15 protein-coding genes are annotated in these 24,157 nt (G+C 59.9%); 10 read left to right on the forward strand and 5 right to left on the reverse strand.

The genetic code is table 11. From position 1 onward, the window contains the following. Nucleotides 1–140: 140 nt before the first annotated feature. The 3 genes from ACODS9_RS19895 to ACODS9_RS19905 all read left to right on the forward strand — a co-directional run bounded on the left by ACODS9_RS19895 (nt 141) and on the right by ACODS9_RS19905 (nt 2,708). A complete protein-coding gene (locus ACODS9_RS19895) occupies nt 141–296 on the forward strand; it encodes a hypothetical protein (RefSeq protein WP_401109940.1) in 156 nt (51 codons plus the stop codon). A gap of 126 nt (nt 297–422) precedes the next feature. Then, nucleotides 423–1,535 carry an SbmA/BacA-like family transporter gene (locus ACODS9_RS19900; protein WP_401109938.1) on the forward strand — a complete coding sequence of 371 codons (1,113 nt, stop codon included), beginning with the start codon at nt 423–425 and terminating at the stop codon, nt 1,533–1,535. 27 nt (nt 1,536–1,562) lie between these two features. After that, nucleotides 1,563–2,708 carry a cupin-like domain-containing protein gene (locus ACODS9_RS19905; protein WP_401109935.1) on the forward strand — a complete coding sequence of 382 codons (1,146 nt, stop codon included), beginning with the start codon at nt 1,563–1,565 and terminating at the stop codon, nt 2,706–2,708. Between the two features lie 272 nt (nt 2,709–2,980). Here ACODS9_RS19905 and ACODS9_RS19910 read toward each other — a convergent pair whose 3' ends face one another. Together ACODS9_RS19910 and ACODS9_RS19915 are read right to left on the reverse strand one after the other, a co-directional pair. Further along, on the reverse strand, nt 2,981–3,289 hold the full coding sequence (locus tag ACODS9_RS19910) for a hypothetical protein (protein WP_401109932.1): 309 nt from the start codon (nt 3,287–3,289) through the stop codon (nt 2,981–2,983). A 623-nt stretch (nt 3,290–3,912) separates the two neighbouring features. Next, on the reverse strand, nt 3,913–4,350 hold the full coding sequence (locus tag ACODS9_RS19915) for an Lrp/AsnC family transcriptional regulator (protein WP_277503258.1): 438 nt from the start codon (nt 4,348–4,350) through the stop codon (nt 3,913–3,915). Nucleotides 4,351–4,483: 133 nt separating this feature from the next. Here ACODS9_RS19915 and ACODS9_RS19920 point away from each other — a divergent pair, with 133 nt between their 5' ends. The 4 genes from ACODS9_RS19920 (at nt 4,484) to ACODS9_RS19935 (ending at nt 19,038) form a co-directional block, all read left to right on the forward strand. Continuing rightward, nucleotides 4,484–5,395: a DMT family transporter gene (locus tag ACODS9_RS19920; protein ID WP_489094564.1), complete on the forward strand. Its 912-nt coding sequence runs from the start codon at nt 4,484–4,486 to the stop codon at nt 5,393–5,395. A 145-nt stretch (nt 5,396–5,540) separates the two neighbouring features. Beyond that, on the forward strand, nt 5,541–7,235 hold the full coding sequence (locus ACODS9_RS19925; protein WP_489094565.1) for a ShlB/FhaC/HecB family hemolysin secretion/activation protein: 1,695 nt from the start codon (nt 5,541–5,543) through the stop codon (nt 7,233–7,235). 56 nt (nt 7,236–7,291) lie between these two features. Beyond that, nucleotides 7,292–18,172: a two-partner secretion domain-containing protein gene (locus ACODS9_RS19930; protein WP_489094566.1), complete on the forward strand. Its 10,881-nt coding sequence runs from the start codon at nt 7,292–7,294 to the stop codon at nt 18,170–18,172. Next, nucleotides 18,172–19,038 carry a hypothetical protein gene (locus tag ACODS9_RS19935; protein ID WP_489094567.1) on the forward strand — a complete coding sequence of 289 codons (867 nt, stop codon included), beginning with the start codon at nt 18,172–18,174 and terminating at the stop codon, nt 19,036–19,038. The genes ACODS9_RS19930 and ACODS9_RS19935 overlap by 1 nt, the downstream gene beginning before the upstream one ends. On the opposite strand, the gene nfi (ACODS9_RS19940) is transcribed toward ACODS9_RS19935, so the two are convergent. Next, complete coding sequence (gene nfi, locus ACODS9_RS19940) at nt 19,007–19,720, reverse strand: deoxyribonuclease V (RefSeq protein ID WP_489094568.1); 714 nt, start codon at nt 19,718–19,720, stop codon at nt 19,007–19,009. The genes ACODS9_RS19935 and nfi (ACODS9_RS19940) overlap by 32 nt on opposite strands. Nucleotides 19,721–20,322: 602 nt before the next feature. On the opposite strand from nfi (ACODS9_RS19940), the gene ACODS9_RS19945 reads away from it, so the two are divergent. From ACODS9_RS19945 to ACODS9_RS19955, 3 genes are all read left to right on the forward strand, one after another. Then, nucleotides 20,323–20,682 carry a hypothetical protein gene (locus ACODS9_RS19945; protein WP_489094569.1) on the forward strand — a complete coding sequence of 120 codons (360 nt, stop codon included), beginning with the start codon at nt 20,323–20,325 and terminating at the stop codon, nt 20,680–20,682. Nucleotides 20,683–20,860: 178 nt separating this feature from the next. Then, the gene (locus tag ACODS9_RS19950) at nt 20,861–21,424 is read left to right on the forward strand and encodes a hypothetical protein (protein ID WP_401109908.1); all 564 of its coding nucleotides are present in this window, start codon (nt 20,861–20,863) and stop codon (nt 21,422–21,424) included. A 311-nt stretch (nt 21,425–21,735) separates the two neighbouring features. Further along, nucleotides 21,736–22,371, forward strand: coding sequence for a LysE family translocator (locus ACODS9_RS19955; RefSeq protein WP_401105611.1), 636 nt, complete (start codon nt 21,736–21,738; stop codon nt 22,369–22,371). 4 nt (nt 22,372–22,375) lie between these two features. On the opposite strand, the gene nfi (ACODS9_RS19960) is transcribed toward ACODS9_RS19955, so the two are convergent. Continuing rightward, nucleotides 22,376–23,089: a deoxyribonuclease V gene (nfi, locus tag ACODS9_RS19960; RefSeq protein ID WP_401105612.1), complete on the reverse strand. Its 714-nt coding sequence runs from the start codon at nt 23,087–23,089 to the stop codon at nt 22,376–22,378. 374 nt (nt 23,090–23,463) lie between these two features. Continuing rightward, on the reverse strand, nt 23,464–24,157 hold a 694-nt coding region (locus ACODS9_RS19965), incomplete at its 5' end, for a glutathione S-transferase C-terminal domain-containing protein (protein ID WP_489094570.1).

Below are 24,157 nucleotides of genomic sequence, written 5' to 3' on the forward strand. Positions count from 1 at the left end.
ACTGGGCGAGTCAACTAGATCCAGCCCTACACTTGTAGGGTGTCGGGCGCGGCCGGCGGGCGATACACTGAATGCGAGTGGTGGCATCTGGCCTTGTTTCGACGAAAAAGTCAGACGATAGATGATCTGGAGTAGTACTGATGAATGCTTTTGGCGCGATGGTCGTAACCATCTTGATCGGAATAGCTGTGGGTACGGCTGCCGATTATTGGATGCTTGATAAATTCATCAAATACGCATTGATGGCGGTGGCGATAACGCTGTCGCTACGGGTTTTGCGTGGAAGTAAATTGTAAGGCAGTTGTTCTTGATTTTTGTGGCCGGTTCGCGGCCCTGCGCGCAAGGCTCAGGTTGGGTGTGCAGGGCACATATAAGGAGTGATCTACACTCCGCTAATAATTAATTTTTATTCCGTGATGTCAATGAATTCGAAAATCTCTAGCGGGGATGTTGGCGTCCCTGAAGATGCGTCATTTTTGCGCAAGACCTTTTGTTTGGTGTCGTTGTACTGGAAGAGTGAAGAGAAACTATTCGCCTGGTGTTCACTGGTGGCCTTGGCGGTGTTGTCGCTGCTGGCCGTAGCCACCGCGTTGGCTATCAACGAATGGTACAAGCACTTCTACAATGCCATCCAGGCACTCGATGCCTATTCCTTCTATCGTCTGGTGCTGGTATTCGTTGCCGTCGTGCTGCTGTCGGTATTGCGCTCCGTCTTGATCACCTATTGGGTCGATGTTTTCGCATTGAGGTGGCGGCGCTGGTTGACCAATCACTATCTGTCCGCGTGGGTCGTCGAGTCGAATCGCCCTCAGCAGATCGAGCAGCAGGTCGATAATCCCGATCAGCGCATCGCCGAGGACATCAACAAATTCACGTTCGAGACCATCGATCTGGCCTGCGGTCTGTTCTACACCCTGGCCAGCGTGGTCTCGTTCAGCGTGGTGTTGATCAGCATTTCAGGTAGTGCGCAACTGTGGGGCTTGAGTATCCCGGCCTACATGTTCTGGGCTGCCATTTTCTACGCGCTGCTGGGCACTTTCATCAGCCAGAAAATCGGCTTCAAATTGGTCTCCTTGAGCAACAACCAGCAGCGTTCCGAGGCGGATCTGCGATATTTCCTCATCCGCTTCCGTGACTACTCCTGCGAGCAGGGGGATCGGTCAGGCCGCAGTGGCGAAAAAGACCGCATCAGTGAAAAGCTCGATGCCAGCCTGGCCAATATGCGCCGTACTATCCGCGTAAAGATGCGCCTTTCGTTGTTCACCGAGAGTTACAGCCAACTCTCGCTGGTGTTCAGCAGCCTGCTGGCGGTTCCGCGCTTCTTTTCCGGTGCCATCCAGTTTGGTGACGTCATGCAGATCAACTCGGCGTTCGGCAACCTTTGCGACAATCTCAGCTGGTTCATCAATGCGTATCACCGTCTGGCCGATTGGAAAGCCACGACGGACAGGTTGATCTCGTTCGATGGCGCATTGGCCGAACGCTCGGTAATGGAGGGTGTGACGCGTGGGCAAGGAACTGTCTTCGCGAAGTAGCCTGAGGCGACTTGTTCGGAGGTCGACATGTTAGTGCAATCCGCACTGTTGTCATTGTTTGCGCGAGCCAATGAAGTGGGGGTTGCCGGCATCTTCCAGTTCGTGTTTTCCAGGCAGCAGCACTTCTGGGTACGTGCGCCGGCTTGCACCCAGGTATATATGGGCGTGCATCCACAGGCAGATGTGACCATCGCCATGGACACGTCAGTGTTTCTCGCAATCATGCGAGGGCAGTCCGATATCGAAGCGCTCTTTGCCCAAGGGCAACTGAAAATCGACGGCCGCCTCGGTCTGGCGACATTGCTTCCGCGCCTGGTCAGTCGAGCATTGCATGGCGGCGATGGGCAGCGGGTGGAAATGGACCGCCGCTACCCGGCTCTAGCTCGTTTCAGCGAGCAGCTATCGGCTCGCCTGGACATGCAGGGTGGGATCGAGCGGCGTTGCGCACGGCAGCTGTCCGTCGAGGAATTCACAACCAGGTACCGGACAGTCGGCAGACCATTGGTACTTAGCTCGGCGCTTGACGATTGGCCGTTGGCAAAGATGTCTATGGGGCAAGCTCTGGAGCACTTCACCGATGTGCAAGGGATCAGTCGGCATGGGGACTATGCTGACCACGCGTTCTCTTCCGGGCGAGAATTCAGGACCACCAGGATTCTGGATTTTGTCACCGAAATGGAACAGACGGCTCAAGTGAGCGGTGGCGAACATGGGGCGTACATGGGAAACAACCAGGTACCGCGGCAATGGCTCGACCTGATCAGGTTCCCCGAGTTGTTCGACCGCTCACTGTACATTACACCCCGTTTCTGGTTGGGGCCGAAGGGGACACTGACACCCCTTCACCGCGATGACACCGACAATCTGTTTGCCCAGGTGTGGGGGGAGAAATTGATGCTGCTGGCCGCACCTCATCACCGGGAAGCCCTGGGTAGTTGGGCGACTTCACCGGATGGCGGGCTGGAGGGGTGTGATTTCAATCCAGGCAAGCCGAACTGGGAGGACTTTCCGACCGCCCGGCGTGTGGATTTTTTTCCTGTTCGACTAGGGCCAGGTGACCTCCTGTTTCTACCGGAGGGCTGGTTTCATCAAGTCACCTCACTGAGCACTTCATTGTCTATCAACTTCTGGACCCATTCCCTGCGCTCCAGGCGAGAAACTGAGATTGGCTGAGTTTATGCCAGCAGCAGGAGCCTTGGTGTTGCTTGAACGTGTTGTGTTAAATGACTTCGTGCTAAGTAGAAGGATGAGTTCTATGCGGTTGTAACGCTTGGTTTGTTGGTGGCCGAGGATAAGTGATCCCTCACGGTGTGGGGGTTGACTCCAAGCAAGCGTCCAATCGGAGTTTCAAGGCATTCGGCGGACACCTGGCGGCCCTTACTCGAGCAATAGTCCTCGCAGCCCAAGACCTTGAAAGAGATGGGTTTGAGAGTGCAACAAAAAAATCACGAATCTTTATTCAGAGGGCGGGTGGCGCGACGAAATAAATCCAAGACGGTCCGCTTGTGGTGGCAAAAATGCGCGAGCAAATAGGCTACCAAAACATTGAGCATCACCACTGCGAGACTTCTGAAAAGCGCTTCGATAATTGGCATTTGTTGGTTGAAATGCAAAGCCAACGAATTCGTCAGAAAAATCAATGCACACACAGTGATGATTCGTCGGTACTTGTGCGCCACTAATGCAGGTAAGATCACTGCTATGCACAAGCATCCCCAAAGACCATTTAAAATGGCCAGCGAATCAAAAATCATAAGATACCTTTCATGCTCCATTGTCAGATTGCCCAAGCCCCTGTGCCAACTTTTCAAGGTTTACAGAGACTTGGGTGTCAGGGTGAACCCCTAGACCTGCTATGCAGTATACAATAGCTTAAGCGGCGGATGTACTCCTGGTGAATAGGCCAGTTGCAGCTCCACTCGCAAGCATGTAGCCGGAGTAAATAGCTCTACTGGCGCCTGTTGCGATGGTCGCAGCAACGCCGTAGCCTGCTGAAACACCACCCATTACAGCCGCCCCAGCGATCTGCCCAGCACTCCCACCACTGAGATACGCACTGCCACCACTTGCAATAGCACCACCTACAATTATGAGTGCCGGGTTGCCACCTGCGATTATATGAATTTCTTCATCCGATAAATTTCTCATCACAATATCCCTAAATTGTTTCGTCCAAGCAGCTGCGATCAATAGCGAGAAAGAACGACCGCAGCCGCGCGAGAAAGATAATGTTTGGCAGTTACTTCCGCTACCCTACAGTTGTAGGGCACCAGAAGTGTGAGTGCGCGTATGCTACGGTTGCCATTGCGTGTCGGAATTTTCTAGGCTTTGTACGAAGAAGTGCCTGCGCGAAGGCCAGTCACATTTCGTACAGATCCTAGTTCATCGGTGGCAACCGCCGCTTCACTGGCGTCTTCTTGATGATCGCCGTATTGGTCTCGGCCAGTACGTTGAGGCGGTCGAGCAGCGTGTCCAGCTGCTCCATCGAACGCACATGCAGGCGGGCGATGAAACAATCCTCGCCAGTGACCTTGTCGCATTCGGTGAACTCGGGAATGGCCACGATTTGCCGTTCCACTTCTTGCAACTGCCCCGGCAGCGGGCGAATGCGCACGATCGCCTGCAACTGGTAGCCGAAACAGCGCGGGTCCACCTCTACCGTGTAGCCGCGCAGCACGCCGCGCTCCTCCAGGCGGCGCAGGCGCTCGCTGACGCTGGGCGCCGACAGGCCGCTGATCTGCGCCAGGGCCTTGAGCGAGCGGCGCGAGTCCTCCATCAGGGCGTTGATCAGCAACTGGTCAATGTCATCGGTCATGGCTACCTCATTAGGTGATTTTCAAAATCTGCCTTGATAGTAAAGGTGCAGGAACCAATATGCCTTGGTTATCCGCTGGAAGGTCAGCCTCAACCCTCCGCATACTGTGCCCATCGTCGACAGGAGGTGTGAGATGGACAATTCGTTGCGCCGTGGTTCGCTGGAAATGATCGCCGCCATGCTGATTTCCGGGACCATCGGCTGGTTCGTGCTGGTGTCCGGGCAACCGGTGCTGGAGGTGGTGTTCTGGCGCTGCGTGTTCGGTGCCGGCACCTTGCTGCTGATCTGCGCGGCCATGGGCTTCCTCAAACCAGGCGTGCTGACCCGTGCCACTTTCCTGCTGGCGGTGGTCAGCGGGGTGGCGATCGTCGGTAACTGGGTACTGCTGTTCGCCTCTTATTCGCGGGCATCGATCGCCATCGGCACCGCGGTGTACAACGTCCAGCCGTTCATGCTGGTGGGGCTGGCGGCACTGTTCCTGGGCGAGAAGATCACCTTGGCCAAGCTGACCTGGCTGAGCGTGGCGTTTCTCGGCATGCTGGCCATCGTCAGCGCTCATGGCGCGGGGCAGGCCAGTGGTGGCGAGTACCTGCAGGGCATCGCCCTGGCGCTGGGCGCGGCCTTCCTGTATGCCGTGGCGGCGCTGATCATCAAGCGCCTGACCGGCACGCCGCCGCACCTGATCGCCTTGATCCAGGTGAGTACCGGCGTCTTGCTGCTGGCGCCCTGGGTGAAGCTGGGCGGACTGCCGGGTGAACTGCCGGGTGAACTGCCGGCGCTCGGCAGCCTGGTCACGCTGGGCATCGTGCACACGGGGTTGATGTATGTGTTGCTGTACAGCGCCATCCAGCGCCTGCCCACGGCGTTGACCGGAGCGTTGTCGTTCATCTACCCGATCGCCGCGATCCTGGTCGACTGGGTGGCCTTCGACCATCGCCTGGCGCCGTTGCAGTGGCTGGGGGTGGGACTGATTCTGCTCGCTGCTGCCGGCATGCAGCAGGGGTGGTGGTTCCGGCCTGCCGGCAAGCCTGCGCAACAACAGTAAAGCAATAAAGGGCGACTTACCGGCGTAAAGGACTTAGCCGGTAATACAGGGGAAGGGTGGCTTATTGATAGCACTGCTGTCCTCTAGTACCCTGCGCGGCTATTTCGCAGTGATGCGCTCGGCTTTAAGTGACGGACCACGCCCCATGCCCCTTCGTACCCGCTTCCTGACCGCAGGCCTGGCACTTTTGCCTTTGCTGGCCGGTGCCGCACCGTTCCAGACACCCGGCGATCGTGACCTGATCCGCGACCGCCAGGAGAACCTGCTGCAGGAGCAGCGCAAGCGCCTCGAGGAGCTCCAGCAACTGCCGGGAAGGCAGGCACCGCAGGCGCCTGCCCAGCCCACCGAGCAAGGGCGCTGCTTCCAGATCCAGCGCATCGACCTGCAAGGCGCCAGCCTGCTCGACGAGCCACAGCGCAAGGCGCTGCTCGAAGGCTATGAAGGCAAGTGCCTGCAGGTCGGCCAGCTCAACGACCTGCTCAAGCGCATCACCGACCATTACCTGAACCGTGGCTACCTGACCACTCGCGCCTACCTGCCCCAGCAGGATCTGGGCTCCGGCGTGCTGCAGATCATCATCGTCGAAGGCCGCCTGGAAGGGCTGGACAGCTCCGCCCTGGCCAGCCCCCGGGAAATGGCCATGGCCTTCCCCGGCAAGACTGGCGAGGTGCTCAACCTGCGCGACATGGAACAGATGGTCGACCAGCTTGGCCGTTTGCCCTCGCGCCAGGTCGAGGTGGAGCTGGTGCCCGGCCAGGAGGTCGGCGGCAGTCGCGTGCAGCTCAAGGGTCAGCGTGACAAACCTTGGCGGGTCTCGGCCAGCCGTCACAACAACGGCGACGCCAGCAGCGGCGAACAGCAGATGAACCTCGGCCTGGAGTGGGACAGCCCGCTTGGCCTGGCCGATCAGCTGAGCCTGCGTGGCGGGCGCGACGTGGTCAGCGACCACTGGCGCCATTCCGACAGCCATGGCCTGAACTACAGCCTGCCGTGGGGTTGGTGGACCTTCAACTACAGCTACAACCACAACTACTACCGCACCCGCGACACCTCCAGCGGTTTCCCCTTCAAGCTCGACGGCGACAACAGCGTGCACCAGTTCCAGGCCGAACGGGTGATCCACCGCGACAGCTTGAGCAAGACCGCGGTCAATGTCGGCGTCAGCCACCTGCGTGCGCGCAACTACCTGGACGACACCCTGATCGACGTTTCCAGCACCCGTATCACCGAGCGCCAGCTGGGCGTCAACCACGGTCGTCGCATCGGCAATGCCTTCGTCAACCTCGATGCCGGCTGGCAGCAGGGTATCGGCGCGCTCGACGCCCAGGGCGCGGGCGATCCACGCGGCAACGAACCGGTGGCGCGCTACAACAAGTACACCCTCACCCTGAGCTACCTGCAGCCGTTCCAGCTGTGGGGCGAGCAGTTCAGCTTCGACAGCCTGGCCACCGGCCAGCGCAGCGAGGATGCCCTCTACAGCGGCCAGCGCATCAGCGTCGGCGGGCTGACCTCGGTGCGCGGTTTCAAGGAGCAGACCCTCACCGGCGACAGCGGCGGCTACTGGCGCAACCAGTTGCGCTGGCGCCGGCCGGTCACCTGGGCGCCGCTGCAGCCCTGGCTACGCGAATACGGCATGGCGTTCACCTACGACGCGGGGGTGATCAAGGGCCAGCACGGTAACGGCCAGGACCATGGCCGTCTGAGCGGCAATGCCCTGGAGTTCAACGTGCGCGGCCAGTACTTCGCCGCCAGCGCGACCTTCGCCCGCTCGCTGGAGCGCCCCGACGTCATCACCCGCCGCGAACACCCGATCTATTTCCGTGTCGACGCGTTCTTCTGAGCCCCGACCCACCCTTTGCCCGTGACACCGCCGCCCCCGCCTGGAGCTCGTTCGACATGGATATCCGCACCCCACTGAACCAATGCATCGCCCTGATCGTCGCGGGGGTGCTGTTCCTCAACCCCATCGTCGCCACGGCCGCGCAGTTGACCGTCGATGCGGCGGCCAACGCCAATACCAGCCTCAAGCAGGCCGGCAACGGCGTGCCGATCGTCAATATCGCCACGCCCAACGGCAGCGGCCTGTCGACCAACACCTTCCGCGACTACAACGTCGGCAGCAACGGGCTGATCCTCAACAACGCCACCAGCAAGACCCAGTCGACCCAGCTGGGCGGCATCATCGTCGGTAACCCCAACCTCAGGGGCCAGGCGGCCCAGGTGATTCTCAACCAGGTCACCGGCGGCAACCGCAGTACCCTGCAGGGCTACACCGAGGTGGCGGGGCAGGCGGCCCGGGTCATCGTCGCCAACCCCCATGGCATCACCTGCAAGGGCTGCGGCTTCATCAACACGCCACGGGCGACCCTCACCACCGGCAAGCCGATCATGGACGGCGAGCGTCTCGACCGCTTCCAGGTCGACGGCGGCGACATCGCCATCGAAGGCGATGCGCTCAATGCCACCAACCTCGACCAGTTCGACCTGATTACCCGCAGCGCCAAGCTCAACACCGAACTGCACGCCAAGCAGTTGAACATCGTCACCGGGCGCAACGACGTCAAGGCTGACACCCTGCAGGCCACGCCGCGTGCTGACGAGGGCGGCAACAAGCCGCTGCTGGCTATCGACAGCTCGGCGCTGGGTGGCATGTATGCAAACACCATTCGCCTGGTCGGCACCGAGCAGGGCGTGGGCGTCAAGCTGGCCGGCAACATGGCCGCCACCACCGGCGACATCCAGGTGGACGCCAACGGCAAGGTGACCCTGGCGCAGACGTCCAGTGCCGGCAACCTGACGGTCGCCGCGCAGAGCGCCGAGCTGACCGGCAAGACCTATGCCGCCGGCAGTGCCACCCTGCGCGTGCGTGACGAGGTAACGGTCGGCCAAAGCCTCGCCGCCAAGGACAGCATCACCGTGACCGGCGCGCGGATCGACAACCAGGGCATCATCGAAGCCGGCGTGGAACCCGACAACGCCCGCAATGCCCACGGCGACGTGACCCTCACGGGCCAGACCCTGCGCAACCGTGGCAGCGTGGTGGCCAATCGCACCCTGAATGCCACCGGCAGTACCACCCTCGACAACCAGGGCGGTACCTTCAAGGGCCAAGTCACCACCCTGACGGCTGGCCAGCTGGACAACCGTAAAGGCCAGGCACTGGCCGACGACACCCTGACGGTCAATGCCAACGCAATCGACAACCGTGACCAGGGCCTGCTGCAAGGCAAGGGCAAGGCTGTGGTGGACGTCGGTACCACCCTCGACAACCGTGGCGGCCGCCTGGTGGGCCAGGGCGGCCTTCAGGTCACCGCCACCCGGCTGGACAACCGTGACAAAGGCCTGGTCGGCAGCGACCGGCAGGCCAGGCTGACCACCCACGCGCAGCTGGACAACCAAGGCGGCGGCAAGCTCAGTGCCGACCGCCTGGACATCACCACCGCCGGCCTGCTCAACGGTGGCGGCGAGTTGCTCGGCGGCGATGTACTGATAAACGCCAGCGCCGACATCGACAACCGCCTCGGCGTGGTTTCGGCCAAGCGCCTGCTCGACCTCAAGGCCGTGGGCCTGGACAACAGCGGCAAGGGCAACCTGCGCAGCGACGGCATACTGGGCGTCAAGGTGGCGACCCTGGACAACCGTGACAACGGCCTGCTGTCGAGCCTCGGCGACCTGACCCTGCATGGTAAGCGCCTCGACAACCGCGGCGGCCTGGTCCTCGCCGACCGCTCGCTGACCGTCACCGGCGGGCATTTCGACAACCGTGACAAGGGCGTGGCGACCACCAAGGGCAAAGCCCATATCGACGTCAAGAGCCTGGCCAACAGCGATGCCGGCCACCTGCAGAGCGATGGCCGCCTCGACCTGATCGCCGGCAAGGTCGACAACGAGCGCCTGGGCAACATTACCGCCAAGGGCGACCTCGAGGCCCACCTGGGCACCTTGAACCATCAAGGCGGCAAGTTGACCAGCCTGGGCAGCCTGCTGCTCACCGCCGACACGATCGACAACCAGCAGGGCGGCAAGATTGGCGCGACCAGCGTGGCCGATATCAGCGCGGCGCGCATCCTCAACCAGCAGGGCGAGATCTCCAGCGCCGGCAAGGTCATCCTGAATGCCCGCGAATTGCTGAACAACCAGGGTGGCAAGGTCATCGGCGACCGTGGCCTGACCCTCACCGTGCAGCGCCTGCTCAACCAGAACAAGGGCCTGCTCAGTGGCCATGACCGCTTGAGCCTGCACGGCACCGAGCTGCTCAACAACGGCGGCAAGCTGAGCAGCCACCAGCACATCGACGTGACCCTGGACGGCAAGCTGGACAACAGCGACGCGGGCCTGATCGTCAGTGACGCCAGCGTCACCGTGAATGCCGGCACGCTGCTCAATCGCCAGGGCGGCAAGGTCTCGGCCAACACGGCCCTGGACCTGACCAGCCAGGAGCTGCTGGACAACCAGGGTGGCACCCTGGTGACCAACACCGGGCTGCTGCTCAAGGCCGGTCGCCTGGACAACAGCCACCTCGGCGTCATCAGCGCCCAGGGCCACGCCGAGCTGCGCAGCGGCGCCATCGACAACAGCGCCAAGGGCAATATCGGTGCCGGCAGTCTGCTGCTGGTCGGTACCCAGCTCGACAACTACGGCTATGGCCGCATCAGCGCCGCCGGCCAGATCGACGCCACGCTGACCGGCCTCGACCAGCATGACCACGGGCAACTGGTCAGCGAGGCCGGCATCGACCTCGACCTGCAGCACGGCCAGTTGGTGAACCGTGACCACGGCCTGCTGCGCTCGCCGGGCAACCTGTTGTTGCGCCAGATCGGCGTGGTCGATAACCGCGATGCCGGGGAGATTTCCAGCAGTCATGGTTTCAGCCTGGTCGCCAGCCGCCTCGACAACCGGGGTGGGCGAGTGGTCAGCAGCCAGGACCTGACCCTGCGCATCGCCGGCGTCCTCGACAACAGCCTGAAGGGGGTGTTGTCGGCCAGCCACGACCTCGAGGTCGCGGCCGTCAGCCTAGACAACTTCAGCGGCGGCAGCCTGGCCAGCGGCCAGGCCCTCAAGGCCACGATCGACGGCCAGCTCGACAACCATGACGAGGGCATCCTGTCCGCCGTTGGCGGGCTGACCGTGACCAGCGCCGGCTTGCTCAACGGCGAGCGCGGCCTGTTGTCGGGCAACACCGGCGTGACCGTCACTACCGGCCAGTTGGACAACCATCAAGGCGGCCAGCTCACCAGCCAGGCGGCGATGACCGTCGACAGCAGTGAGCTCGATAACCGTGGCGGTACCCTGAGCAGCAAGCAGGCGATGAAGCTGACCACCGGCGAGCTGCGCAACGGCGCCGATGCCCTGCAGCGCGGCGGCCGGATCCACAGCGATGGCGCATTGACGCTGGTGGCCGGGCAGGTCGATTCCAGCCAGGGCGGCGAAATCTCCGCCAAGGGCGACCTGCTGCTGCGCGTCAGTACGTTGATCCAGCGCCAGGGGCGGCTGATCGGCGAACAGAAGCTCGATCTCGACCTGAACGGCGGCGACCTGCTGAACCAGGGCGGCCTGATCAGCGCCAACGGCCCACTGAACATCCAGAACCTGCGCAAGCTCGACAACAGCGCCGGCGAAATCACCAGCCAGCAATCCTACAGCCTGCTCGCCAAACGCATCGACAACCAGCAGGGGCGCATTCTCAGCGATGGCCGGCTGACCGTGGAGGCGCCACAGCTGGACAACAGCGCCAAGGGCCTGATTTCTGGCGCGCAGGGCCTGCTGGCCAAGGGGACCGACCTGAACAACAGCGGCGAAGGTACCCTGTCCAGCAAGGACGGCGACCTCACCGTGACCCTGGCCGGTACCCTCGACAACCGTGACCTCGGCGCCCTGGTCAGCAAGGGTAGCCAGCAGATCACCGCAGCCAACTTGCACAACCGCAAGGGCATCATTTCTTCCGAAACGGCCATCACCCTCAGTGTCGCTGAGCGGCTCGACAACAGCGGCGGCGGCCTCGTTTCCGCCACCGGCGACCTGGCGTTCGACCAGGACGACACCGTCATCGACAACCAGGGCGGGCAGATCAACGGCCAGGTGATCACGGTCAATGGCAAGCGCCTGGAAAACGCCAAGGGCCAGCTGACCAGCCGCGCGCTGCTTGACCTGACCTTGGCCGAGGCGCTGCTCAACACCGACGGCGCGCGTCTGGTCAGTGGCGCCGACCTGTTGCTCAAGACCGGCAGTGTCGCCAACAACGGCGGCAAGCTGATCAGCCACGGCCTGTTGCGCGTCGACGCAACGACGCTGGACAACAGCCGCGGCGGTAACCTGGCCAGCCAGCAGAACCTGGTACTGCGCCTGGACGGTGACCTGCTCAACGGCCAGGATGGCCTGCTGTTCAGCGAACAAGGCAAGCTCGACATTCACGCCAATGCCCTGGACAACCAGGCCGGTACGCTGAAGAGCCAGGGCGCCATCGAAGTGCGCCTGGACAAGGCCCTGAACAACCACGGCGGGCGCCTGGAGAGCCAGGACGGCGGCCTCGAGCTGCACGCCGCGAGCCTCGACAACAGCGACAGCGGCATGCTCAGCGCGGCCAAAGGCCTGTTCAAGGGCGTCTTCAGCGGCCTGTTCGACAACGGCGGCGGCACCACCCAGGCGCAGTCGGTGGACATCAAGGCCGACACCCGGATGAACAACCAGGGCGGCTACCTCTCGGCCCTGGGGGGCGACAATCAGCTCGTCACCGCCGAGTTCGACAACCGGGGCGGTGGCCTGTACGCCGCCGGGCTGCTGCACCTGCAGGGCCAGCAACTGCTCAACCAGGGCGGCAAGATCGGCGCCGGACGCATCGACTTCGGCTTGAGCGGCGCGCTGTACAACGGCCTCGGCCAGCTGGAAAGCGAGAGCGACCTGCAACTGAGCGCCAGCGAGCTCGACAACCGCACGGGCAACCTGCGCGCCCTCGGCAAGACCGGCACCAGCCGCTTCATCGTCAAGGGCAACCTGCTCAACGACAACGGCGTGCTGGCCACCGCCAACCACGACCTCGACCTGCAGATCGGCGGCCTGAGCAACAGTGGCGGGCAACTGCTGCACACCGGCCTTGGCACCTTCGGCCTGGCCTCCGACAAGGTCACCCAGGCCGGCGGTGTCCTGCACACCGATGGCCTGCTGAGCATCGGCGCCGCCAGCTGGACCAACAGCAGCGTGCTGCAGGCCCGGCGCCTGGAGCTGGACATCGGGCGCTTCGTGCAGACGGCCAGCGGCAAGCTGCTGGCGGTCGAGAGCTTCAAGGGCCGCGGTGGCGACTGGACCAACCATGGCCTGCTGGCCAGCGATGGCAGCCTGCAACTCGACCTCACCGGCAACTACGACGGCAACGGCCGCCTGAGCAGCCTCGGCAGCCTGGGGCTGAGCGCCACCGATATCCGCCTGTCCAGTGCCGCCAGCCTGGCCGGCGGCGCGGGCAGCGTGGTGACCGCCCGCAACTTGCTGAGCAACGACGGTCGCCTGACCGCCCTCGGTGGCCTTACGGTCAACGCCGCCAGCCTGGAAAACCGCGGCACCCTCGGTGGCGCCGCGGCGGTGACACTTGCCGCCAACACCCTGAGCAACCAGCGCGGCCTGGTGTTCAGCGGCAACGACATGACCCTGCGCGTGGGCAGCCTGAGCAACTACTACGGCGATATCTACAGCCTCGGCGGCCTGGACCTGGCCGGCAACGGCAGCGCTCGCGCCGTGTTGCTGGAGAATATCTCCGGCAGCCTGGAGAGCGCCGGCAACATGACCCTGGCGGTCGATACGCTGCTCAACCGCAAGGAAAAACTCACCTCCACGAAGAAACTGACTGCCGGTAACGTCAATATCTATTCCGACGACCACTGCAAGGGCAAGGGGTGCAAGCTGCACTTCAGCGCGGTGGAAACCTGGGAAGACGTCATTGCCGAGGACTCGCCGACCGCGTTCATCACCACCGGCGGCAAGCTGGCGTTTGCCGGTAGCGCGTTCCGCAACCATTACAGCAGCGTTTCCGCGGCGGGCGATATCGTCATCAACACCGCGGTGTTCGAGAACAAGGCGGCAGGTGGCGGCGAACAGCGCAACCTGACAGCCAGCATGTATACCCGCAACCGCGGCCAGTACAACGCCTTCATCCAGGCCAAGAACCAGTTCAACCAGAACCCCGGCTCGCTGACCCTGGATCAGGTCCTGGCGGCATCGGGTTACCCGCAACACAGTATCTACGACCTCATCGACCACAAGACGCCGATCGCCGGTGCCGTGGTGGCGCCCGCGGTGATCCAGGCGGCGGGTGCAGTAACCATCAACGCCACCCAGCGCATCGATAACAGCGTGGTGCGCGCAAACCAGGCCGGGGCCGGTAGCATTGGTGCCCGGGGCGACGTCAGCGCCGACCCGCGCCAGGTGCAGACCCAGGTGCGCGCGCTCAACCCGCAGTTGCCACCGGACCTGGCCCAGCGCCAGCTCAACCCGGTGACCCTGCCCAGCTTCAGCCTGCCCCAGGGCAACAACGGCCTGTTCCGCATCAGCAGCCAGGCCGGGCAGGCCGCGATCAGCGGCGACGCCCTGGGCGCAACCGCTGACCGCACCCAGGCGGGCAGTGGCACCTTCATCGCACCGCTGGCCACTGCGGCCAGCGCCGACAGCCGCGCGGCGTCGGCGCTCGGTGCCGACAGCGCGGCGTCTGCCCAAGGCGCCGTGGCCGGCTCGGGCGTGGCGCTGGGCGGTTTGGCCGCTGGCGTCAAGCTGGTCCAGGGCGTGCCTGAGCGCAGCGTGCCGAGCGTCTCGCACAAGTACCTGGTGGAGACCAACCCGGTCCTGACCGACCTCAAGCAGTTCCTCAGCTCCGACTACATGCTCGGCCAGCTCAATATCAAACCGGACCAGGCCATCAAGCGCCTGGGCGATGGTCTCTACGAGCAGCGCCTGATCCGCGAGGCGGTGGTGGCCCGTACCGGCCAGCGCTACATCGACGGCATGACCAGCGACGAGACGCTGTTCCGCTACCTGATGGACAACGCCATCGCCAGCAAGGACAAGCTGTCGCTGAGCGTGGGTGTGTCGCTCAGCGCCGAGCAGGTGGCGGCGCTGACCCATGACATCGTCTGGATGGAGCAGGTCGAGGTCAACGGCGAGAAGGTGCTGGCCCCGGTGCTGTACCTGGCCCACGCCAACGGCCGCGTGGCCCCTAACGGCGCGTTGATCCAGGGCCGCGACGTCAACCTGATCAGCGGCGGCGAGCTGGTCAACGTCGGCACCTTGCGCGCCACCAACAACCTCGCCGTCAGCGCCACCAACATCGGCAACGCCGGGTTGATGGAGGCGGGCGGGCGTCTGGACATGCTGGCCACCGACTCGATCCGCAATGCCCAGGGCGGGATCATCGCCGGGCGTGAAGTGAGCCTCACCGCGTTGACCGGTGATGTGATCAACGAACGCAGCGTCACCCGCCTCGAAGGCAGTGCCCGTGAGGAGCACGTGATCAAGGATCTGGTCGACACCGCAGCGCGCATCGAGGCGGCGAACGACCTGACGATCACCGCCGGGCGTGATATCGGCATTGTCGGTGGAGCGGTCCAGGCTGGGCACGACATCGACCTGGATGCCGGTCGCGACCTGTACATCGGCAGTCAGGAAGGTGTCGACAGCCACGAGTACCAGCGCCGCCGCGAGCGTGGCCATGACATCAAGATCACCCAGTACGGCAGCGAGGTGAAGGCCGGCGGCAACCTCACCGCCACGGCTGGCCAGGACCTGAGCATCGTCGCCAGCGAAATCGAGGCCCGCCGCGACCTGGCCCTGCAGGCCGGGCGCGACGTGACCCTGGCCGCTGCGGCGAACGAGGAACACAGCTACGTCAAAGGCAAGGAAGGCAAGACCAAGTTCGAGCGGCAGAAGGACGACGTCGAGCAGCAGTCCGCCGAAGTGAAGGCCGGCGGCGACCTGACCATCGACGCCGGGCGCGACCTGCGCATGGTGGCGAGCAAGGCCAGCGCCGGCGACGAAGCCTACCTGGTGGCCGGCGACAAGCTCGAACTGCTGGCCGCCAACGACAGCCAGTACTCGCTGTATGACATGAACAAGAAGGGTGGTTGGGGGAGCAAGAAGACCCAGCGTGATGAAGTGACCGACGTCAAGGCGGTGGGGAGTGAGGTCACCAGTGGTGGCAACCTGACCCTCGAGAGCGGCGGTGACCAGCTGTACCAGGGCGCGAAACTCGCCTCCGGTGCGGACCTGACCATTGATAGCGGCGGTTCGGTGACCTTCGAAGCGGTCAAGGACATGCATCAGGAGAGTCACGAGAAGAGCAAGTCAAATGCTGGCTGGTTCAGCATGAAGGGTGAAGGGCGCACTGATGAAACCGTGCGCCAGAGTGAGCTGGTGGCCAAAGGCGATCTGGTGATCAACGCCGTAGGCAAGATTCATGTGGATGTACGCCAGGTCAACCAGCAGACGGTGAGCGAATCCATCGATGCCATGGTCAAGGCCGATCCGAAGCTGGCGTGGCTCAAGCAGGTCGAAGCACAAGGTGGTGTGGACTGGCGTCAGGTCAAAGAGATCCATGACTCGTTCAAGTACAGCAATTCGGGCTTGGGGCCGGCGGCTCAACTGGCGATTGCAATTGTAATGGCTGCAGTGGTCGGCCCCGCAGCCGCAGCCTGGGCTGGGGGTGGGGTAACAGGCGCCGCTGTAGGTGCTGTTGCTACAGGCGCCTCGACCAATGCCTCGGTGAGCGTCATCAACAACCGGGGCAACCTTGGGGCGGTAGTCAAGGACGTGACGTCGTCCGATGCGATAAAAGGTTATGTCATCTCTGGTGTGACAGCCGGACTGACAGCAGCCTATTTCGACGGTTGGACTGGAACGAAAACCGACATCGCCACAGGCAAAGTCATTGGTCCGAAACTCTACACCCTGAAAGGCGTAGGCCAGTTCGCGGCCAACCAAACGCTGCAGAACGGCACATCCATGTTGCTGAGCAAGGCGCTCGGACAGGGTGGAAATGCCAGTGAAGCGCTCAAGGGGGCGCTGTTCAATACGCTGGCCGCTGCCAGTTTCAACGCAGTTGGTGATTACACCCATAAATGGGGTATCGAGAACGGCAGCCTGCCCAAGATTGCCATTCACGCGATGGTCGGTGGCCTGCTGTCGAAAGCGACGGGTGGGGACTTCAAGACTGGCGCCTTGGCGGCCGGCGCAAACGAGGCGCTGGTGGTAGAGCTCGACAAGCTGGCGGGTGGCAACGAGAGCTTGCTGACCATGAGCTCGCAGATCGTTGGCGTGTTGGCAGCGGCGAGCCAGGAAGATGCCAATGCCGCCTCGCTGAACAAAGCGGCATGGGTTGCGAAGAATGGCACTCAGTACAACTTCCTGGGCGACCATTCGGCGAAACAGCGGGACGAGGCGCGAGATAGTTTCCGCAAGGACGGTGGGCTGAAAGCAGCGCGTGAGTTGGTCAAGCTGGAAGGCGCGGATCAGCGAAGCGACAAACTGTTGGAAGCCTACAAGCGTGACCCATCGTCGCTTACGCAGGATGACAAGGCTGAGCTTATGGCATACCTGCAAGTTTATGCCTTCGAGAGATTGGATGCCGTCAGGAAGCAGGATGTCAGCAATGGCTTGGATGCCAACCATAGCCTGGCGGTCACCCGGGCAAGCGTTGCCAGCTTGCTCGGTGGTGAGCAGACCTTGGGATATGGCTACCCTTACGCAGGTACCAGCCAAGACAAGATTGCTTGGGCAGACGCTCAGCGCGGTCAAATGGGATTGCTTGAAAATCTGGCCTGGACTCGCGACCGCAGTGTCAACGAACAGACCTATCTGGATGCCAAGGGAACGCTGCGCATAGGGGACGAACAGCAAGGGTTGGCTAATCTCGGCGATCCGGCTATCTACTTCCTGACGGGATCAATCGGCAGCACGGTCAGAGCTGTTGCAGCGACGAATGGGGCGTTGCAGTTTACTCAGGGTGCCAAGCAGGCCGTTGAGGGGGATGGGTGGAATGCCGCTGGTAATATGGTGGCTGGCTTGCTGGGTATGGCTACTCTGGGGGCTGGTGCCAGGGGAGGGGCTGGGGCTGTCGTAACAAGTGACCTTGGTTCAATCAGGCCAGTGGTTGGCAAGGAAACCCTGGTTGATGCGGGGGGAGCGTCAGCTGGAAAGGGCGCCAGTGGCGGTGCTGGCAAGCGGCCCGGGGTGGACGGGGAATTTGGCCACCTTGATGCGTTGAACAGTGCCGAATTTGACCGCCTGCTTTTCCAGAGGGTTGGTTCAGAAGCTGAGGCGCTGATTAAAGCAGGGGATACTGCCGGTGTCGCGTTGTCGAGGGCAGGTGTACCTGGGCGGGATTATGTGAGCGAGGCGTTCACCAATATCAACGCAAGAGTACCGAACTTCCTTGGGATCGAACGTTTTGGTGATGCCAAACAGTATTTCAGAGTGAACGATACCAAAGTGTTCATGGAGGAAGTAAGTGGTCTGTATACTAAAGCCGGAACGCCACTCACACCCCAGGTTAGAACTATGATCGAGAATCTAGTTGGTGGAGGAAAAAGATTTGATGTGCAAAATGGTATTCCTGGGTTGCATGCTGAGGTCAGGGCTGTAAACAGCACGCTTGCTCGTTATCCAGCGCTTTTAATTGAAGATGTAAAAGTTGCAACTTATAAACTAGCACCGAAGAATGGTCAGGGTGGGAAGTTTGAGGCGTGCTCGAATTGTAGTGGCGTACTTAAGGATGTGGATGTAATCACTGGGAGAAAACACTGATGATTATAAAGAAAAGTGCGTTGATTGAAGAGTTTGGTAAGTGGGCTTTTCGAGGTTTGCCTTACTCTGGAGCAGCATTGGAGTTTAGGGGGGGAGTGCTCACGTGGGGTGGTTTGTATGTCAATGGGTGTTGCACAGGTGTTTATCGCAGCGAATTTATTCCAGGGGAGGGGGGCGTCGGAATTGAATCAGAGCGTGATTACACAGGTGAGCAGTTTTTTTGGGGTGATGAAATCTATAATGGATTTGCTTATGAGTTTGTTGGCGATGTTTGTGTCAGCGAACGGCTGTTTGAGTACGGTTGGGTTATTGCAGAGGTTGCGTATTATTCAGGGGGGCAGCTTCGTTCCCTTGAAATTGGTGGGGATATCATACAAAAATATGAGTGGTATGAGAGCGGCGATCTAATAGATGTAACGCTGTATGAGCGTGATTATTTTATGATGTCTTTAGGTTTCTCAAAGGGTAGATTGCAGCGCTTAACGTTGATGGGGGATTATTTTGGGAGGGTATCTATGGTTGTTAAGCTCATAAGATTCCCTGTGTTGAGAGAGAAGAAGGAACTCTCGGCGCTTGTATGCGGTTCGCGGTTATCTCTAAGTGGGGATGGTGTTGATGAATCAGCTATTAAGTATTTGTTAGATGGTAAAAATTTAAGCTGTGTAAAGGAGTTGTATGTGGATCGAATCTCTGATTCGCCTGAGACTTTGGCGCGCTTGAGAGCCCTCGATCAACTGAAAGAGCTGAAAGTCGCTGAAGATGAGTGCAGGCGTGATTTTTGGCGTAAGTGGTGTGCGGAGTTTAAAGTACTTCACACAGAATGTGATGTGTACTTTAATAATCGGATTGTTGGTTTGGGAGCTTGATGGGGTGTTTGTTCTGTTCGTAGAACTGCCGTCCATATCGATCTGCAAGTCGAGTCGTTTCGGGTAGTCGATAGTGGCGTGTGGTACTCAATACCCAGTGGCATGCGGTTTCAAGGGAGATTCGGTGGCCGATTGAAACGAACACAGGTTTTACATGTTTTTGCGTCCTGAGCGTGGCTCCGATTAGTTCGTCGCCGTCGAACAGGCCTGATTGGCATCCTCTTTCATCAAGGGGAGGTTCGTACTCACCGATAAAGCGACTTTTGCCGCATCCAATAGTGGGTATGTCATAAAGTACCCCCAAGTGCGATGCCAAGCCAAACCGACGAGGGTGAGCTATACCTTGCCCGTCGCAGATGATCAGATCAGGTCGGTGGATTACAGTTGATAAGAGCTTCACGATTGAAGGTAGCTCTCTAAACGAAAAAAGACCAGGCACATAGGGAAACGAAGTCGTACCCGACCATGCATGCTCTTCGATGATTTCCAGGCTTTCTGCGTCAACCACGACAATGGAGGCGATCAGTGTATCGTTCTCTTTGTGGTAGGCGACATCAATGCCTGCGATACTAGAGATCGACCCAAGCTGATCTTGCTTGACCACAAGTTCAGATAGTCGTATCTGTAGATCTATGGCTTCGCTTGGGGTTATATCCCAAGGATGTTGTATGACTGGCTGCATGTGGACTGTTCTCGCTAAATCAAGCTGGTGAGGTTGTTGTCAACGAACCGTCAGATTATGCCATTTAAGAGCCAAATGACCAGCTGATTTTACTAACGATCTGGGGCATGAAAAGCATGGAAGGGACTGTGGAAAAGTGTGGAAAAGGAAAAGTGTGGAAAAGGGGACAGTGTGGAAAAGGGGACAGATTTATTTTTACTACTCTAATTTCGGATCTTGGAGGCGAACGGACCTTGCCATCATGTAGCTAGGGCGAGATTAGAGTAGTAAAAATAAATCTGTCCCCTTTCTACTCACGGAGGGAAAATAGGGTGCGTCTGTTTTAAAAGCTATTTTAGTCATCGTTGTCAGTCCATCGAGAGCGCCTGTTTCGACCCTCCGAAAAGATGGAAAAGGGGACTGAAAAGGAAAAGGGGACGGAGAGAAAAGGGAGAAAAGGGGACAGATTTATTTTTCCCACTCTAATTTCGGTTCCTGACGGCGAAGGGGTCTAGCCATCATGTAGGTGGGTCGAGATTAAAGTTGGGGAAATAAATCTGTCCCCTTTTCGCCTTTTTCCTGGTTCCCCTTTGCCTTCTTCGAGATTTATTACTGAGGTAATTGTGAATTACTTAGAAATACGCTCCGAGATGGAAGTGTTATTTAAACGAGCGGTTAGTGAGCGAGGCCTCACATTGTATCAGGCTTTTGGTTACGCCTATGACGAGATGGATAACTATTTGCAGTCCAAGGCTGAGGGTGTGCCCTTGGCTGCCTATGTATCATTGTTTATAATTCCCGTCAGGGCTGGGTTGAAATTTATAACGGAGGATCCCTTTACTCAGGATGTCTCCTCTGAATTTGTGGAAGTATATTCCTGTTTGCAGGCTGAAGGATTTTCTGAATTGAATGAAGATGAGTTGGTGATGCTGGTAGATGCCAGAGAGGTCATTGACTACTTGGATAAGGTTGGATTGGTTTAGTTTGGCGCAATAAAAATGCATGTGCTGTTCGGGAAAGACCGTTTTCCACTTTGAGTCCGGTGCCGATGAGGACGAAGGGGTGAGCAGTAATTAGTGGTGGGTGAAACTGGAGTGGGGGAATTGAGTTTGTCAATTTTCCATTGGTTATTTGAATTGTTGCAAGAAAGGATGGGTGGCAGTGAAGTTCAATGTAATGTTGTTTTTGTTTTTTGCTTTGTCTGGCTGCGTAACCAATCAACTGCATTTCGCCGCCTACACTACAGACGCAGAGCTATCTTCAATCAAAAACAAAATTACTCACTCAACGATAACCATTGTATCCGGCGATGAGCGCTGCACTCACTGTTCCGAGAGTAGTAAGGTGGTGTGGCATGCAGCCAACTACAAAACGGGCTTGTATGAGGGTTTTGCTAACGTCCCAGTCACTGATTGGTCTGAGTTCACCAAACGGTCTATCGGATCTGATGCAGATGCGAGCATAAAAACCAGAGTCGAGATTGACCGGGTTTTCGTCAAGACTTGGGGAAGTCCTGAATATTATGCGTGTGAGGCCAGGCTCTCGGTGTATGTTGGAACTACCAAATATACGGGGCAGTCGCGTGTAAAAATAAAAATGGCAGGCCAGGAGTTGGTTGGTCGGGATTTGGTCTATCTGAAATCCGAGACATTAAATGCTGTTAGTCTTGCGTTGAAGGCAGCTTACATAGATGCATTTGGTAGGATTGAAAAGGTTTCGCATTGAATTAGTTATAAGGGGGAAAGGGGACGGATTTATTTTTCTTACTCTAATGCCGGCTCCTGGTGGTGAACGGATCTAGCCATAGGAAAAGGGGGAAAGCGAGGCCTTCGGGTCGCCCTGATTGTTTGTACTTGCGCAATGACGCGAAAGAAAGAGGGCGTTTGAACACCGCCTGCGGCCGCCCCTGTGTATGACGTTTTACCCGCCAATCTGTATCTGCCGCCCTGCTTTTCATCGCTCTATCATGGCCCCCTTCATTCAGGTGCCCGCTGAGGTTGGCCACCTCCTTCAGTGCGCCATTCAAGGAGCCGCCCATGCCCGAACTGTCCAATGTGCTTGCCTATGGCCTGATTTCACTCGGCATGGTATTTACCCCCGGCCCGAACATGATCTACCTGATTTCGCGGTCGATCTGCCAGGGGCGAGCGGCCGGGTTGATTTCCCTAGGCGGCGTGGCATTGGGTTTTGTCTTCTACATGGCGTGCGCTGCATTGGGCATCACCGCCTTGTTGATGGCGGTGCCCTATGCCTATGACGCCTTGCGCCTCGGCGGCGCGCTGTACCTGCTCTACCTGGCCTGGCAGGCGGTCAAGCCAGGTGGGCGTTCTGCGTTCCAGGTGCAAGACCTGCCCAAGGACAGCCCACGCAAACTCTTCATGATGGGCTTTGTCACCAACTTGCTGAACCCCAAGATTGCGGTGATGTACCTGTCGTTGCTGCCCCAGTTCATCAGCCCCTCCGAACAGGCCAGCGTGCTGACGCAATCCTTGGTGCTTGGCTTCACGCAGATCCTGATCAGCGTCAGCGTCAATGCGCTGATTGCCATCATGGCAGGCTCCATCGCGGCCTTTTTCCTGGGCAGGCCCGGCTGGGAGGTCGTGCAGCGCTGGTTGATGGGGACGGTACTCATGGGCCTGGCTGTGCGCATGGCGGTTGAAGGGCGGCGTTAACGTCTCAACAAACGGTGGGTGGGCCTGGCGGTGGCGCGAGGGCTGTCCGTTGCTCATGGAACTGCCTGCCGTAGCGGTCGGCAAGCCGTGTCGTTTCCGGCAGTCGGTAGTGGGGGGCGGCATGCAGTACCCACTGGCAGGCAGTCTCAAGCGAAACACGGTGGCCGACCGAGACGAACACGGGCTTGATGTTCTGCTGGGTTCTGAGGGCGGCGCCGATGACTTCATCGCCGTCTACCAAGTCTGATCTGGCCCCTCGGTCATTGGCGGGCGGGGTGAACTCGCCGATGTAGCGGCTCTTCCCGCATCCAATGGTGGGAATATCGAAAAGAACCCCCAAGTGCGATGCGAGGCCAAGCCTGCGTGGGTGCGCGATACCCTGGCCATCGCAGATGATCAGGTCGGGCCGGCAGGTTACGGTCGACAACAGCTTGATGATCGAAGGCAACTCGCGAAACGAGAACAGGCCGGGCACGTAGGGAAATACGGTGGTGTCTGCCCAGGCTCGTTCCTCGATAACCTCCAGGCTCTGTGCGTCAACCACGACGATGCTGGCAATCAGGGTATCGTTGTCTTTGTGGTAGGCCACGTCGATGCCGGCAATACGCGTGATGGCGCCTACCTGGTCTTGCCTGATGACATGCTGGGATAACAGTTGCTGCAGCGCTATGGCTTGGCTCGGGGTAATGTCCCAAGGGTGCTGCAAGACGGGTTGCATAGTGAAGGCTCTCACGCAGGGGCTGGGCTTGTGTGGCCGGTGCCGGGGCCCGTGGAGTATGCCATGGCAGGGTAGGCGGTGAACCGCAGCTCCCACCAGTACGGGGCATCTTTTCAAGATGACGCGGCAAGGGTGGGAGCTACTGTCTTGAGTATTGCTCCATTTCTGTAGGAGCGGTTTTATCGGGGCATCGAACCGCCGCGAAGATGGCACCGCAGCGCCTGGCACGGGCAGCGCCCGTGATCGCGGGGCAAGTCGCATCGGCGTACCGCCGCTCCCACAGGGATCGCGTCAGATTTTCACATTGTGAGCAAGGCAGTTGCTCCCACCTGATTGCACAGGTTTCAAATCATCAGTGGGAGTGGGCTGTAGGGTCAGTTGAGCCAGGGCAGTACCGGCCCTTTGGGCACGATACGGGTTGGGTTGATGTGGTTGTGCGAGTAGTAGTAATGCAGCTTGATATGCGCCATGTCGATGGTGCGGTAGATTGCCGGGATCTGCGTCAGGCGCACCAAGTACTGATACAGCGCCGGGTACTCGGCCAGGGTCTTGTGGTTGGCCTTGAAGTGCACGTAGTACACCGCCTCGTAGCGGATCAGCGTGGGCAGCAGGAACAGGTCCGACAGGCTCAGCTTGCCGCCCACCAGGTATGGCTGCTTGCGCAGCCGGAGCTCGAGGGTGTCCATGGCCGCGAAGAACTGCTTGTAGGCCTCGTCGTAGCTCGCCTGGTCCGGGGCGAAGCCCATGTGGTAGACCATGCGGTTGATATTGGTGTGCAGCCACTGGTTGAGCTCGACGATGTCGCAGCTGGAGCGGTCGGGCACCAGGTCGATCGGGGTCTTGGCCAGGGGCAGCAGGCGGGTGGCCATCTGCAGCGCCAGCTCGGCCGAATCGTTGTGCACGATGCGATTCTGCTGGCGGTCCCAGAGCACCGGCACCGACTGGTTGCCGGCAAAGCCCGGGCGCGAACGCTCGTACAGGCTCGACAGCAGGGTGACGTCCTTGTGCAGCGGGTCCTGGTCGTGCTCGTCGAACTCCCAGCCCTGGTCGTGGGGGGGGGGGGGCGCC

This window comes from Pseudomonas sp. FG36 (assembly GCF_057809275.1).